Source organism: Verrucomicrobiota bacterium, assembly GCA_039192515.1.
Taxonomy (GTDB): Bacteria; Verrucomicrobiota; Verrucomicrobiia; order Methylacidiphilales; family JBCCWR01; genus JBCCWR01.
The window spans coordinates 51,565-66,350 of the sequence record JBCCXA010000006.1; the positions used below are offsets into that span (position 1 = coordinate 51,565).

Consider the following 14,786-nt stretch of genomic DNA (forward strand, 5'->3'; position numbering starts at 1 on the left):
AATGCCAGCTCATAGGAAATTGTAAATGAGATAGAGTGGAAGCTCTTGCCTATGGCCTATTCTGTGGCATGGTGTCACGTTATTTATTTATGTTAACACTAGGAAATATTTCTAAATCCTTTGCAGGGAGGGATCTCTATATTGATGCTTCTTTGCAAGTGAATAGGGGAGATCGCATCGGCTTAGTGGGTCCAAACGGAGCTGGAAAATCCACTTTATTTTCTATCATTTTGGGTGATGAGTCACCTGATAATGGTTCTGTAAATGTTGAACGCGGAGTGACTGTGGGTTTCTTGCCGCAAGAAACGGCTCCCGTGGCCAATGAAACTGTTATGGAATTGGCCATGTCTATTAATGAGGAAATGGCTGAGCTCTATAGCATCGTAAAAAAGCATGAGGCTGAGGGTACAGAAGAGGATGAGACATATCATATCGCTCAAGAAAAATATGTAGAGTACGGGGGGTATCAACTAGAGCCTAAAGCAAAGCGCATTTTGAAGGGGTTAGCTTTTCGTGATAGCGATTTCGAAAGACCTGCTCGTGAGCTGAGTGGAGGATGGGTTATGAGAGCCCATCTAGCAAAATTGCTTGTAATGGAGCCGACCTTGTTAATGTTAGATGAGCCGACAAACCACTTAGATCTGGAAACGGTGATGTGGTTTCAGAATTATTTGAAGCTTTATCCTGGGGGGATCTTGATGATTTCTCACGATCGTGAATTTCTTAATTGCCTGGTGGGAAGCATTGTTGAAGTGCGTGCTAGGAAATTACAAAAATATCGAGGTAATTATGATAACTACCTCGAGCAAAAAGATGCTTTAGCTGTTCAGCAATTAGCCGCTTATAAGAACCAGCAAAAAGAAATGGAGCGCCTTCAGCAATTTGCTGATCGTTTTCGCGCCAAGGCCAGTAAGGCTTCACAGGCTCAGGCTAAATTAAAGCAAATTGCTCGCATGGATAAGTTGGAAGCTCCTGAAGCAGAGGACCGTGTTATGAGGGGCTTCCGATTTCCACAGCCTAAGCGTAGTGGCCAGCGAGTCATGGAACTCAAGGACATTTATCAAGCCTATGGGCAAACTCGGGTATATGAAGGTTTAAATGCTGAGGTAGAACGAGATCAAAGAACCGTTCTAGTAGGGCCTAATGGTGCGGGCAAGTCTACCTTGCTGAAAATCATGGCTGGTGCCTTGGATTTTGAGAAAGGGGAGCGAAAAGTAGGACACAATGTAACGGTAGGTTATTTCTCTCAAAATCGCGTGGAGATGTTGGATTCAAGTCGAACGGTTCTAGAGGAAGCAACTGCCATGGAGCATCCAGTCACAGAGCAAGTCGCGCGCACCATTTTAGGAAGCTTCTTGTTTCAGGGGGATGATGTCTTTAAACCCGTAAGTGTTTTAAGCGGAGGAGAAAAGAGTCGCTTAGGCTTAGTAAAACTGCTGCTGGCACCTCCCAATTTTCTGCTCATGGATGAGCCCACTACTCATTTGGATATGGCAAGTATTGAGGCACTTATCTCCGCTTTAAAGCAGTATCAGGGAACCCTCGTTTTTATTAGTCACGATGTGTATTTTATTAAGTCGATGGCGGAGACTGTCTGGCAAGTCCATGCTGGAAAGGTGACACCTTTTGCGGGCGGGTATGATTACTATTTAGAGAAGACTCAGGCTGAGTCTGAAAAGGTGGCATTAACGGCTGGTGAGAAACTTGAAGATCACCGTGGTAATCAAACTATTGCATTGCCTGAGAAATCTAAGAATACACCCCGGCCAGTTCGTAAAACCAAAGAGCAAAAACGCAAAGAAGCTGAAGAGCGTCAGGCTAGGTCTAAGATTAAGAAAGATCTAGAAAAAGAAGTTGCTCGGCTAGAGGAGAGAATTTTGCATCTAGAAAGCCGCCAGAAAGAGTTGCTGGATGAACTACAAAATCCGGCACCCGATCGTGCTAAGCGAGTAAACGAAGAAATGTATGAGGTGCAAATTGAACTCAATAAAGTCTCTGAGGCTTGGGAAGAAAAGGGTGAGGCACTTATGAGTTTATGAGTGCTGAGATAAACTTGAGTTTGTCCTACTTTAGCTTACTATTTTTCTTGGATGTCTTCTTGTTGTCAGAATGCATGTGCAAGTGACGCTTCTTCAAAAAAAGAAGTAGTCCAGTGGTTTAAGCTGGGTATAGCGGCTTTTATAGCGATGCAGGCGATGTTTATTGGCATTGCGGTAAATGAGACGCCACCAGAAGGCATGTCCAGGATTGTCTTGCACCTGGCTCTTGCAGTGTCATCCATCATGGTTTTTCTTTTGGCTGGTCTGCCGATTGCGACTGAAGCGTTTGCCAAAATGAAACGAGGCAAGATTGTTACAGAGCAATTGTTTTTAATAGGAATCTTTGGGGCTTTTGCAGCTTCTGTTCAGGCTTCATTTACTGATACAGGGGATATCTATTATGAAGTGGTTGCGGTTCTGGTAGCTATTTATACGCTAGGTTCTGTCCTAGGGCGTCGTCGTCAAAAATCAGCGATAGGTGCTGCGGAAGCTTTAGCCAAAGATTTTGAAATGTGCTTGAAATTGACTTGTTGTGGTGAGTCAAAGCAGGTAGCGGTGAGTGAGGTGGAAAAGGGTGACCGCGTGATGGTACCGGTGGGTGAGGGCGTGCCTGTGGATGGCCAAGTCGTAAAGGGGACCGCCTTTGTAAGAGAAACACCGCTTACCGGAGAGCCTTTTCCAGTTGTCAAGCGTGAGGGAGATAAGGTCTTAGCTGGGGCGGAAGTGTTGGATGAGCCTCTAGTTATACAGGCTCAAGCAAGCGGCAAAGAGCGTAAATTGGATTCATTATTGCAGGTCATAAGAGAGTCATCGGCGGCTCCAAGTTCGCTTCAGCGCGAAGCAGATCGTTTAGTCAGTTGGTTTTTACCTATTGTCCTGATCCTTTCAGTAACAACATTTGTAGGCTGGACATTAGCGGTGGGTTGGCAGCCAGCACTTTTTTATGCACTCGCGGTATTAGTAGTAGCCTGTCCCTGTGCGATGGGCTTGGCAACGCCTATTGCCATTTGGAGTGCATTGAATGCATTTGCTGCTCGAGGAGTGGCAGCTGTGAATGGAGATTTCATCGAGAAGCTTTCGCAGGTGAAGCGCGTTGTGTTTGATAAGACAGGAACATTAAGTGAAGAGAATCTTGCTTTGGTAGACTTTGTCACTTTACCTGAGGTCGACCGGGAAGTTTTGCAGGGAGAGATTGCGATGGTTGAAGCAAGAAGTTCACATCCGATTGCCAAAGCTTTCTGCGCTTGGGTGGTTAAGGGAGATAAAGAAGTCGAAGTTGGTGATGTCAGAACAGTTTCTGGGATAGGTGTAGAAGCTGAAGTTAGTGGCCGCTTGATACAGATAGGGAATAAGGGGTTATTGAATAAAAAGGATGACTCTAAAATTGAGCAACTACAAAACCTGCTCAAAGCCGATGACCAAGGGGCTTCTCAAAAAATTTACATCAAGGCGAATGGACAGTTAGTTGGTCTTGCTCTATTTCGTGAGGGGTTAAGAGAGTCTGCAAAGTTGGCGATTTCTGAATTAGCGAGTTATGGCGTGCCGCTCGACATTCTAACCGGAGATAAACAAGAAAGTGTAGATCGCCTCGGCCTGCAGAATTTGGAAGGTGTGCGGTCAGGGCTGCTACCTGAAGATAAAGTTAAGCTGATAGAGGAATGGGAAAATAAAGACGAGAAAGTATTGTTCGTAGGGGATGGGGTGAATGATTCAGCTGCCATGTCTAAGGCATCGGCAAGCCTCGCTATGGCATCCGGAGCTAAGTTAACGCGTGAAGTTGCAGATGCTCAACTTTTCGGTGCAGATCTTACGGCAATTCCTCATCTTTTGGGTATGGCACGTCAGGTTAGGAGAGGGATTCGGCAGAATATTCTTTTTGCTTTTTGCTATAATGCAATAGGTATAGCACTAGCTATGGCTGGAATGATACAGCCGATATGGGCAGCTCTACTAATGATGGGTTCTAGTTTCTTGGTTACTTGGAGAGCTATCAGATTTGGACAAAGGTTGATGGATCAAACAAAGGATGAAATCGCGAAGGAGTTTCTTGCAGAAAAGAGGAGTAGAAAAAGTTTGTCTGTCTCTCAATCTAGTAAGGCCCCAGCAACCTTTATACTGCCTAGATGGTTGATAGGTGCATGCGCTTTGGGTATGTTTTTACAAGGCCCTCTCTTAGCTTGGATGGGGCGATTTTCATGGCAGGTAGCAATCATGGTGTCTTTGGGGGCACTGTTGTTGGGTTTTGTTTTATCTCAAGGCATGTCTGCCTGGTCTAAGAAATCAACTCTAGGTTTGTATCTAGGAATGCTGTCTCTAGGGAATCTAGGAATGTTGTTGGGGTGGGTTGTCGACTCTGGCTTTGGGCCTGTTATTCAGGATGGGCTTTGTTTATGCGGATGCACAAAAACGGAAGGTGTCGCTAGCTTTTTGTTTCAACCAAGTTGGATGCAGGGACTTATGGTTCTGTTGAGTTTTCCTGTCTTGGTGATCACCGATAGTCAGGTTAGAATAGAGCAAGGTGTTAAGGAATCCAGCCCTTGGGGGCATTTATTGATATGTTGCTTGGGGATGTTAGTTGGAATGTTCTTTCCAATGGTCTTGATGAGTCTCACAAACATTGCAAATCACCAAATGTATTTCATTCTCACCTATCTAGCGATGAGCTCGGGTATGTTGCTTGGTATGTTCGTCTTCTGCCGTTCTTATTTCTATATCTTAAGAAAGGCGAAGTCGAGTTGAGCCAATCTACTATTTCGGCGGTAGAGCGCAAAAAGCTTATTAAAGAGAGGCAGCAGGTATCTATCACTTGGCGATGGGTTCATATTTTGGGTTCGCTAAAATTTGCACTTCTTTTGCTTGGAATTATTGCTGTCGCATGTGCGTTCGCCACATTCTACGAGTCAAAGTATGACACTCGCATGACTCAAGCGCTTATTTATAAGTCGCCTTTATTTATCTTCTGGTTGGTCTTTCTTTGTGTGAATTTAATTTGTGCAGCTGCTACACGATGGCCATGGCAAAGAAAACATACGGGCTTTGTGATTACTCATGCTGGAATAGTGATTCTTTTGATAGGTTCCATGATCGGTATGATTTTGGGTTATGATGCGAATGTGAATTTGCATAAAGGTCAACCACCTAAGCAACGACTGGTTTTAGATGAAATGGTTATGTTATTTGAAGGGGCTGATTCTAAAGAAATTTTTTCTACACCTTTTGAGGTTAGAGTGATACCGCCAAGTGAAGATCGTGTCAGGCAGTTAGAAGTCCCGGAACAAGAAGGATTGACTCTTTTCGTTGATCGTTACTCTGAGAAATTGATTCCGGTTCAAAAGATAGTTGCTTCTGAGCAAGCGTTTGCCTCGGGTATTCAGCTCGAGCTTTTTAGCGGCATGATGGGTCAAACTTTATCAATTCCGTTAATGAGTTCTCCTCAAGAGTCTCGGGTATACGACTTGTTTGGATTGGCTAGAATTGCATGGGTAGAGGAGTTTCCTAAGGATAAATTGCCTGAAGGTGAGGTCTTTAGGGAAACTCACATGGTAATAGCGAGCATGCCTCATCAACCCATTGTTCATAATACCTTGGGTAAATCGAGCGGTTACACTTTTTTCTTAGAAAAGGGTGAGGATAATCAAGATTTGGTTCTGAGTTATGTTGATGAGTTTGGAGACAAACACTTGCATAAACTGAGTGAGGTACTGGGAAATAGCATCCCTGCACCAGAGGTGAGAGGTGAAATTCAAGTGATGGATTTTTGGCCAGATTTCAAAATGAAAGATGGCAAACCAATAACGCTTTCTGAAGAAGCTAATAATCCAGCTCTATTGCTGATGGTGCACGGAGAGTTCTATGAAAAAAAGAAACCTGAGTTACTTTTAAGAATTGATGAGGTTACTGGAGAAGTGTTTTTTGATTTGCGAAGAGAAGGTTTCTCACAACAGGCTGGTATTTGGAAGCGAGGAGAAACAAAAGCGATGGGCTGGGCTGATTGGCAAGGAACTTTAAAAGGTTATTACCCTAAAGCAGTGCTGGTGAATGAATTGACAGAGGCTGCTTCAATCAATCAAGATACAGCCGAGGGTATTCCGGGAGTGCGAGGATGGTTGGAGAATAGCAATGGTGAGAAAAGTTCTAAGGAATGGGTTGTTATGGGGCGGCCTAAACGCTTTTTTTTAAGCAAGCAAAATGCTTTGGTTGGGTTGAGCATGAGAACAAAACCTATTCCATTTGGTATAGAACTTGTTGACTTTGAGGTTCCTAGGGACCCAGGAACTGATACTCCAGCTAATTTTATCAGTAATGTGCGTTTTGTAGATGAGAAGAAAAATAAAACTAAACAAGCTAGGATTGAAATGAATCACCCCGCAAGCTATCCAGGAGGATGGATCAGATTGCTAACAGGGGTTAACTATAAATTTTCTCAAGCGGGTTGGAATCAAGAAAATCTAGACGAAACAACACTCCAGGTTTTATATGACCCTGGGTGGTTTTTTAAATGGACTGGTTCTCTAATGATTTGCGTGGGCATTTATATGTTATTTTATATGAGGTCAGCAAAAAAACGGAGTGTGAGTTAATGGGTATGAGAAAAGCAATATTATGTTTATGCCTATGTTTCGAGTGGAGCAGTTATTTGCTAGCTGCTGAATTAGATCTAACGCCGCTAGAGCAAGTGCCTGTTCAGCATATGGGGCGCGTGAAGCCTTTTTATTCTTTTGCACTGCAATCTTGGCAATCAGTTTATGGCAAAAGTGAATGGAAGAGGCAGAAGGGGGGTAAGCTCTCAGCGGTAGCAACGATTACTGATATTTGGTTGAGTCCAGGTGATTGGGCGGAACGAAAAATTGTTTATATCAACTACACACCTCTTCGAGAGGAGCTGGGGATGGATAAAAATGATAAGCACGCTTCTTGGAAATGGATAATTGGGAATGAAGTATTTCTTAAATACATAGAGGATATACAGAAAAAAAAGGCGATAGATCCAAAAGCACAGCTAAATCGGCTCGAGAAAGAGGTGCAGAATGTTGGAGGTAGGCTTGAAGTGGCAAAAGGATTGATTGATGGATCTCTCTACAGGCTGGTGTCAAACCCAGAATCTCAGGAAGAGGCCTGGGTGCCTATCTTTAACACGAGTTTTTTATATGGAGCAGAAACTTCCGTTAAGGTGCTTGAGAAATTCCATCAAGTCAGTGAGTCATATGAAAGAAAGGACCAAGAGGCTTTTAATAACGCTATTCAATCGTTGCAGGCTAAGCTATTTGAGCTAAAAGGTCATGGGTTTGTAAATAAAGATCTGCTAGAGCTTGAGCAAAGATACCTAGTATTACATCCATTTCGATGGGCTGCCATTATGTTTGCTTTAGCTTTGGTGGCCTCGGTAGTCACTCTTTTATGGCAAAAGAAGGCGGGTTATTTTCTTTCTTGGGGGTTTGTAGGGGTAGGTTTTTTGCTCCAGATTTATGGGCTTATCTGCCGTTCTTTTATTGCGGGCAGACCACCAGTTACTAACATGTATGAGACAGTGATCTGGGTGGCTTTTGGAGTAATTATCATGGCCCTTGTTTTTGAGGCTATCTACAGATGTCGTTACTTTCTATTGGGTGCTACTCCAGTAGCCATTATTTCATTGCTATTGGCAGATACTCAGCCAGAGATATTAAATAGTTCGATTAATCCTTTAGTGCCTGTATTGAGAAGTAATTTCTGGTTAACTGTGCATGTCATTACGATTACATCTAGTTATGCCGCTTTTGCTTTAGCACTGGGAGTAGGTCATATTATTTTAATAGGAGTGATGCTTGGTAAGAAGATAAGCGGTGACTTGCATCTCTATTTATACCGAACTTTACAGGTAGGAGTTCTACTTCTGGCATCTGGAACCATATTGGGAGGTGTGTGGGCTAACTATTCTTGGGGGCGTTTTTGGGATTGGGATCCTAAAGAGACTTGGGCTCTAATAGCGCTATTGTCTTACCTAATTGTTTTACATGGACGAGTTGCCGGATGGGTAAAAGGATTTGGCTTAGCGGTGGGTTCTATTCTTTGCTTTTTAAGTGTTTTGATGGCCTGGTACGGTGTTAATTTTGTGCTAGGTGTAGGGCTTCATAGTTATGGTTTTGGAACAGGTGGTTTCCAGTATGTTTTGGCTTTTGTGATAGCGGAAGTAGCATTTATCTGTATTGCCTGGTTACGACATGTGAGAATATCCAATAAGCCTTTAAAAAGCGTAATTTAAGAATAACTCCCCACCCCTCTATCTCTGACGCATAGGAAATTATTTAAAACTATCAGTTCTCTAGTCAAATCTGGTTTATGCAGTAGAGACTTAAGGATCTGCGCAAGGTCTTTATTCCCAAGAAACATGGAGTCCTCTAGAGATATCACCTTTTGAGACTCATTGGCCTACGCTGTCCGGATGAGTGCTTCATGCGCTTGATCGCTTGGTTTTCGCTTGCTCACAAGAGCTATACTCAGACGATGCGATTGAGATATGTTCGTCCACTCTCTTTTCCTTGTGGCTCAAGCTTTTACGCATCTCGTTCAACTTCTATGAGATACCCCCTGTTTGAAAAGGTATTTACTTTTTTAGATAAAATGACGATGTAATTGTTGATTGCGACAGCAGAAGTGACTTTGAACCCTGCATAAGAAGGAAGTCACCAAGTTGGTGGAAAATGAGGATATAGATGAGCACGAAAACGTATTTAACAGTAATGGGTTTGTTTATAGGTCTAGTTTTGGTCTTAGGTGGGGCTGGAGGGTACTATATAAGCCAGGGGCAAAATGAGATAGCTATTGAGCAGAGCGATGAAAAAGGAATATCGAGTGAGAAATTCTTTGCCATGCAACAACTCAAAAATGAATTAGAAAAAAAAGACAGACAATTAAAAGATTTAAGGAGACAAGTTAGTCAGCAAGAACAGCATTTTATAGCTCAAAAGCTCAAATTGGAGGAATCTCCGGGGCACAAAAAACTACAAGCTATCTTGGAAGACTTCTTTAATGACACTAAATTTGAAGTTTACAGTCAAGGCCCCTACTTGGCGGTGAGAATGCCTCATACTGCTTTTGCTCTTTCTTCCTCTATTTTGTCCGACGAAGCAGTAAAGTCGCTAAAGACGGTGAGCGAAATCTTGCAGAAGCATAATGAAAAGTACTTTTTAATCGTAGAGGGGCATACAGATAATGTTGGATTTAAGCCAGGTTCATCCATTAGTTCTAATCGCCAATTGGGAGCACTTCGAGCTTTTCAGGTGATGAGGGCATTAGAAAGCTTCCAGGCTAAGCCAAGAGATATGATGCTGGCCTCTTGGGGGGAGTATATGCCTGTAATCGATTACAAAAGCGAAACGCCTGAAGCCAAAAATAGGCGGATCGAATTAGTTTTTGCTCCAAGACGGGTAGTCAAAAAGATTATTAAAACACCTGAAATTGCGGTTAGTGAGCAAGGCTAAACTTATATTCGCTTCTGACCCGAATGAAACCATATAGACTTAAAGAACAGTAGCGCAGGCTTTTACTTATTTCGTTCAACCTCAATTCCATCGTCAGGTTTTAATTCGCGCTATTCAAAGAGCTCAACTGGCCAGCTGCTAAAAGTTACTGAGAAAGCAAGCTTATCTTGCCATTACGTCTCCAAGAAACGCTGAAAGTGTCATTTCTTTATATTTATTGAAAAGATTTTTGTATTTGCAAACAAGAGTGCGGTAGTTAAATTAATTTGTTATTAACTCATTAATTGGTAGAATGCGAGTCAGGCAATTACGAGCACCGTGTCTCTCAGCATGTTTAGAATAGAGGAGAGTAAGCGTCATAGAAATTTAATAAAATAGACATATTGTATAACTAAGTTCTATAAAAGCTCATGAAACTTACTATTTGACAATGTTTAATTATTAACTACATTGTGATTTTGTCTAGCTAATAGTCATTACAATTAATTAAACAACTGCTATTGATTATGAAATTCCCAGGCATAAAGAAAATAAACTTACAAGAAGGTCAAAACAAAGGGATCAAATCCCTGCGCCAGAAGATAAGAGATACAGCGAAGGTGACTATGTCAATCCCGTTTAGGGAGTTACTGGAGGGCCTGAAAAACCAATCAGATGATAGACCAGATGAACTGGAGTTACCTGAGGCACTAGGTTCAAAGCGCTTTTTTGATATCGCAAGAGAGCAATTGGGGATGAACCGCCCAAAGTGCGCTGCTAAGGCCGCTAATAAGGGCATGAAGCAGGAAGATGTTGACCTCCATGTAGCTTGTATACTTTGGACGGACATTGGCAATGCTATGTATGATGCTGCTGAGAAGGAAGGAGCAATCGAGGCATTTAAAAAAGCTCATGAATTGAATGATGCTATTGTTCCAACCATATTCAATCTTGGAGTGGCTTATCAAGTAAACGGTGAATTAAGCAAAGCTGAGCAGCATTATGAGTCAGTCCTAGAGATAAATGAAGCATGCGAGGAAGCTTGGTCAAATATGGGAGTGGTGCATTTTTATAGAGATGAGATTGATGAGTCTGAGAAAGCTACTCGTAAGGCTCTTAAGATAAATTCGAAATCCATATTTGCTATGGACAATCTAGCTAGCCTGCTTGCTATCAAAGGGTTATTTTTAGATGCTTTAGATGTTTGCTTTGATGTCATTGATATAGATGACCAATTCAAACAGGCGTGGCTTAAAGTAGGTTTAATCTATTTTGAGCAAAGAAGTTACGATTTATCTGAGAATGCTTTAAATAAAGCTAGGGGACTTCAAATACTTGATGGCATGATTGCTTACCATTTGGGACTGATTTCAGTTGCAAAGGGCAATCTAATAAGTGCTTACACTAGATTAGAGGAAGCCATGAACATTGATCCTAAGTCTGAAATAGGGATAACAGCATGGGAGAAGTTAAAAGAGCAAGCAGCGCTTCAAAACAATATGGTGATGGTTTCTCAGGCAGAGAAGAAGATCGAAAAAATTAAGGAAGCTTTTGAGCAGCAAAAGGATGCCACTCCAAGTACTGCACTAGCTATAGCTAGCTAGATCTTAACGACCTTTACCAGGGGTACGGGTCAGATCTACCAAGCCGACCATAGAATCTTCCATTATCCTCTGAGGTGATGGACAAGATGCTTTTGGCTAGGGTTCTAGAACATTCCTCGACACTTATTTCAGCATCATCGCCGCCCATCTCTGTTTGCACCCAGCCTGGGCTAAAAGCAACTGTGGTAATATTCATTTTAATCAGTTCTGATGAAAGGGCGCGAGTAAGCATATTGAGTCCCGCTTTGGAAACCGAATAACAGTAATAAAAATTATTATCTTTGACACTGATAGAGCCAGCTCCGGATGAGATATTAATAATAACGGGTCTGTGGCTAAGCCTTAAGTTGGGAAGTAACGCTTGAGTTACTCTAGCAGTGCCTTCTAGATTTGTCTTAAAGACATCAGAAAAAGTATCGATAGACAATTTTTGGAACGGCGTATTGGCTCGATCTGACCTAGAAAAAATGGCAGCGTTGTTAATGAGAATATCTACCGAACGAATGTTCGGTAAGACGTTTTCTATTGATTCTTGGTTGGTAATATCAAGCAGCACTGTCTTCAGGGTATGGTATTTTTTAGCCAGATTGAAGAGTTCAGTTGTATCTGATTTTGCTCTATAAGTGCTAATAACATGGTGACCTTCTTCTAAGAACCTTTGGGAAAGACCAAGCCCTATACCCCTATTTGCTCCTGTAATAAAAATGGTAAGTGGTGTCATACTCCATTGAGCTCAAGCTGAATGATCAATGTAGGTAGTTTTGAGTTAGCTTCTTTGGCATATTTTGACTGGGGAAATTTATTGATAAGGTTTTCTAAAATTAAAATGGCTGTTTCGAGATTATTGGATTGAATATACTGTTGGGATAATTCCCAAAGCTCTTTATCATCCATCTGAGCTGTTTTTTTAAGTAAACTTTCAGGTAGTTTTGGGCTCCCCAAACTAGTTAGTATCCGGCTTAGCTTCAGTTTTAATTCTTCAATTTCATGGCGTCTAGCTGTATTGGGATAGCGAGTAATAAATTCTTTGATTTGCTTGAGAGCCATTTGGTGACGTTGTTTGATAATAGAAATTTTGATGAGTTCAAATAACTCTTCCTCAGTTAAATTTGTTTGCTTTAGTGCTTGTTGTTCTTTCTCATAGGCTTGTTTGATTTCGGATTCAAATGCAGGTAATGCAAAGCTTTTGTCGAGATTATCACTTACGTGAGCAAGTAGCTTTTTAGCTTCCTCTATTTCATTCGCATGATAGTTGTTCTTGATAAATTCTTGAAGTTCTTGTTGCGCTAAAAAGTAGTAGCCTTCCTTTATTTGTCTCCTAATTTCAGCAATCTCGATACTTCTCTTAGGATTATAACTTTTTGGGTTTTGTTCTAGGGATGAACTTTTCATAACCTTCGCTTCATTGAGATGAGGTTTTGTGACTTGGGTTTTGTCTATATTTTCTAATTTAGAGCAACCGGTCAAACTAACAAATAAGCTTGTTATGATAACTAGTAGCGGTCGTGGATGTAAACATCCTCCTGAGTAGGTCTTTGAATACGAAGATGGCAAAATTTTTTTTCAAATTAATTGGAAGAAAATCAAGGTCATTATAATTTACCTGTCCTGACTAATTCAATGTCGGCCTCAACCATTAGTTCAGCAAGGCGTTTCATGTCAGTTTTAGGTTCCCAACCTAGCTTCTCTTTAGCCTTAGAAGGGTCGCCAATTAGCAAATCAACTTCAGTTGGGCGAAGGAAACGTTCGTCAAATTCGACATAATCTTTCCAGTCTAGATCAAGCGTGCTGAAAGCTGCACCTAGAAAGTCCCGAATAGTGTGTGTCTTATTTGTAGCTATGACATAATCTTGAGGTTTGTCTTGCTGAAGCATAAGCCACATGGCTTCAACGTATTCCTTGGCATACCCCCAATCACGTTTGGCATCTAGATTACCTAGATAAAGTTTGTTTTGTTTGCCTTCCTTAATGCGGGCTGCTGCGATAGAGATCTTACGAGTCACGAAGCTTTCACCTCTTCTGGGAGACTCATGATTGAAAAGTATTCCAGAACAGGCATACATATTATATGCTTCCCGGTAATTAACGGTGAGCCAGTGAGCAAAGACTTTCGCACAGGCATAAGGTGAACGCGGATAAAAAGGTGTTGTTTCAGTTTGGGGAACAGCTTGCACTTTCCCAAACATTTCTGAGGAGGATGCTTGGTAGTAGTGAACTTTCTTGCCAATCCCAGATTCAATAATGGCCTCTAGGATTCTCGCCGCGCCTACACCGGTAATGTCGCAAGTATATTCAGGAACATCAAAGCTCACTCTCACATGACTTTGAGCAGCAAGATTATAAATCTCATCTGGTTGCAATTTATAAAGTAATTTGACTAATGCTACACTATCGGCAAGGTCTCCGTAATGTAAGAATAGCCTTTGATTTTCTTTATGCTCATACCCCTTGAGATGGTCAATACGTGAACGGTTAATAGAACTGGATCGACGCACGATGCCATGCACTTCATAGTCTTTTTCTAATAGGAGTTCTGCAAGATATGAGCCGTCTTGCCCTGTAATGCCAGTAATTAAAGCCTTTTTCATTGGTTGTGACCTCATTCTTTAAGGGACTTAGCCCAGCTTGTCTAGCTCAGCTTTTACCATTTTTTCGATAATTAACGGGAATGGGACACTATTTTCCCAGCCCAGAATCCTTTTTGCCTTGCCGGGGTTACCACAGGGATGATTTGGTTCTACAACTTTTATGAGAGAGGGGTCATGTTCAACATAGTCCTTCCAGTTCAAGTCCAAGACTTTGAAGGCGGTCTCAACAAGATCTTTGACGGTATGAGTGACACCAGTGGCTAAGATAAAGTCATCAACAGTTTCAGCCTGAAGCATCAGCCACATTCCCTTTACATAGTCTGGTGCCCAACCCCAATCACGACGTCCTGTTAGCGCACCTAATGTCAGTTTTCTTTGTTTTCCCTTTTTGATTTGAGCAACTCCACGAGCAATTTTTTGAGTGACAAATTGAGGCCCTCTTCTAGGGGATTCATGATTGTAGAGGATTGCGGAGCAAGTTTTTAAACCGTAGGCGATCCGGTATATACTGCACATTTGGTGCGAAAATTCTTTGGCTGCACCGTAAGGCGTGGTTGGTCGGAGAGGGGTGAGCTCATCCTGAGGGGTATGGGTTGGTGATCCAAATATCTCGCTACTCGATGGGTAAAGAAATTTGGGTGGTTCAGGTAAATCGCGAATGATTTCAAGAAGTTTGAGAGTAGCCATGCCAATGCTTTCTACTGTGGCTTCAGGAAGCTCTAAGCTAATTCTGGGGCTAGATTGACCCGCTAAGTGATAAAATTCTGTAGGTCTAACTTTAGCAATAAGCCTGCGTAAATGAGTCGTATCTTCAAATGACCCATGATGAATAAAAAGTTTTTTATTATAAATGGAATCATCAGATATAAGGTGGCCTATATTTCCAGTAGCCAAACGGTCTGGTCTATGAACGAGTCCATGAACAGCATACTCTTTGTCTAAGAGTAACTCGGTTAGGTATGAGCCATCTTGTCCCGTAATGCCAGTGATAAAAGCAACATTTTCCATACAGTGATGCTGGAATCATGCATGTTTTATGTATCTTTAAAAGCGCTTTTAGCACGATTAAGGATCGCTTTGATACGTGTAAGTATAGAGTTGTTGCACAGTTGCTGT

The 14,786-nt window shown here is 41.9% G+C and carries 10 protein-coding genes; 6 read left to right on the forward strand and 4 right to left on the reverse strand.

Features of this window, described 5'->3' with window-relative positions; genetic code table 11:
- Window positions 1-68: 68 nt before the first annotated feature.
- The 6 genes from AAGA18_04390 to AAGA18_04415 all read left to right on the forward strand — a co-directional run bounded on the left by AAGA18_04390 (window position 69) and on the right by AAGA18_04415 (window position 11,082).
- The gene (locus AAGA18_04390; GenBank protein MEM9444572.1) at window positions 69-2,039 is read left to right on the forward strand and encodes an ABC-F family ATP-binding cassette domain-containing protein; all 1,971 of its coding nucleotides are present in this window, start codon (window positions 69-71) and stop codon (window positions 2,037-2,039) included.
- A 51-nt stretch (window positions 2,040-2,090) separates the two neighbouring features.
- Window positions 2,091-4,778 carry a cation-translocating P-type ATPase gene (locus tag AAGA18_04395; protein MEM9444573.1) on the forward strand — a complete coding sequence of 896 codons (2,688 nt, stop codon included), beginning with the start codon at window positions 2,091-2,093 and terminating at the stop codon, window positions 4,776-4,778.
- Entirely contained in the window at window positions 4,775-6,619 is a 1,845-nt protein-coding gene (locus AAGA18_04400; GenBank protein MEM9444574.1) for a cytochrome c biogenesis protein ResB, read from the forward strand. Before AAGA18_04395 ends, AAGA18_04400 begins: the two co-directional genes overlap by 4 nt.
- A gap of 5 nt (window positions 6,620-6,624) precedes the next feature.
- Window positions 6,625-8,280, forward strand: coding sequence for a cytochrome c biogenesis protein CcsA (gene ccsA / locus AAGA18_04405; protein ID MEM9444575.1), 1,656 nt, complete (start codon window positions 6,625-6,627; stop codon window positions 8,278-8,280).
- Window positions 8,281-8,731: 451 nt separating this feature from the next.
- Complete coding sequence (locus AAGA18_04410; GenBank protein ID MEM9444576.1) at window positions 8,732-9,499, forward strand: OmpA family protein; 768 nt, start codon at window positions 8,732-8,734, stop codon at window positions 9,497-9,499.
- Window positions 9,500-10,005: 506 nt separating this feature from the next.
- Window positions 10,006-11,082 carry a hypothetical protein gene (locus tag AAGA18_04415; GenBank protein ID MEM9444577.1) on the forward strand — a complete coding sequence of 359 codons (1,077 nt, stop codon included), beginning with the start codon at window positions 10,006-10,008 and terminating at the stop codon, window positions 11,080-11,082.
- Between the two features lie 13 nt (window positions 11,083-11,095).
- Here AAGA18_04415 and AAGA18_04420 read toward each other — a convergent pair whose 3' ends face one another.
- From AAGA18_04420 to AAGA18_04435, 4 genes are all read right to left on the reverse strand, one after another.
- Window positions 11,096-11,803: an SDR family oxidoreductase gene (locus tag AAGA18_04420; protein ID MEM9444578.1), complete on the reverse strand. Its 708-nt coding sequence runs from the start codon at window positions 11,801-11,803 to the stop codon at window positions 11,096-11,098.
- Window positions 11,800-12,474, reverse strand: coding sequence for a hypothetical protein (locus AAGA18_04425; protein MEM9444579.1), 675 nt, complete (start codon window positions 12,472-12,474; stop codon window positions 11,800-11,802). Before AAGA18_04425 ends, AAGA18_04420 begins: the two co-directional genes overlap by 4 nt.
- Before the next feature lie 200 nt (window positions 12,475-12,674).
- Window positions 12,675-13,670 carry a GDP-mannose 4,6-dehydratase gene (gene gmd, locus AAGA18_04430; GenBank protein MEM9444580.1) on the reverse strand — a complete coding sequence of 332 codons (996 nt, stop codon included), beginning with the start codon at window positions 13,668-13,670 and terminating at the stop codon, window positions 12,675-12,677.
- Between the two features lie 27 nt (window positions 13,671-13,697).
- Window positions 13,698-14,678: a GDP-mannose 4,6-dehydratase gene (locus tag AAGA18_04435; GenBank protein ID MEM9444581.1), complete on the reverse strand. Its 981-nt coding sequence runs from the start codon at window positions 14,676-14,678 to the stop codon at window positions 13,698-13,700.
- Between the last annotated feature and the right edge of the window lie 108 nt (window positions 14,679-14,786).

Excerpts from the sequence above, each read along its gene's own strand:
- AAGA18_04390 (MEM9444572.1), top strand. The coding sequence starts at position 69 with ATGGTGTCACGTTATTTATTTATGTTAACACTAGGAAATATTTCTAAA.
- AAGA18_04395 (MEM9444573.1), top strand. The coding sequence starts at position 2,091 with ATGTCTTCTTGTTGTCAGAATGCATGTGCAAGTGACGCTTCTTCAAAA.
- ccsA (MEM9444575.1), top strand. The coding sequence starts at position 6,625 with ATGAGAAAAGCAATATTATGTTTATGCCTATGTTTCGAGTGGAGCAGT.
- AAGA18_04410 (MEM9444576.1), top strand. The coding sequence starts at position 8,732 with ATGAGCACGAAAACGTATTTAACAGTAATGGGTTTGTTTATAGGTCTA.
- AAGA18_04415 (MEM9444577.1), top strand. The coding sequence starts at position 10,006 with ATGAAATTCCCAGGCATAAAGAAAATAAACTTACAAGAAGGTCAAAAC.
- AAGA18_04420 (MEM9444578.1), bottom strand. The coding sequence starts at position 11,803 with ATGACACCACTTACCATTTTTATTACAGGAGCAAATAGGGGTATAGGG.
- AAGA18_04425 (MEM9444579.1), bottom strand. The coding sequence starts at position 12,474 with ATGAAAAGTTCATCCCTAGAACAAAACCCAAAAAGTTATAATCCTAAG.
- gmd (MEM9444580.1), bottom strand. The coding sequence starts at position 13,670 with ATGAAAAAGGCTTTAATTACTGGCATTACAGGGCAAGACGGCTCATAT.
- AAGA18_04435 (MEM9444581.1), bottom strand. The coding sequence starts at position 14,678 with ATGGAAAATGTTGCTTTTATCACTGGCATTACGGGACAAGATGGCTCA.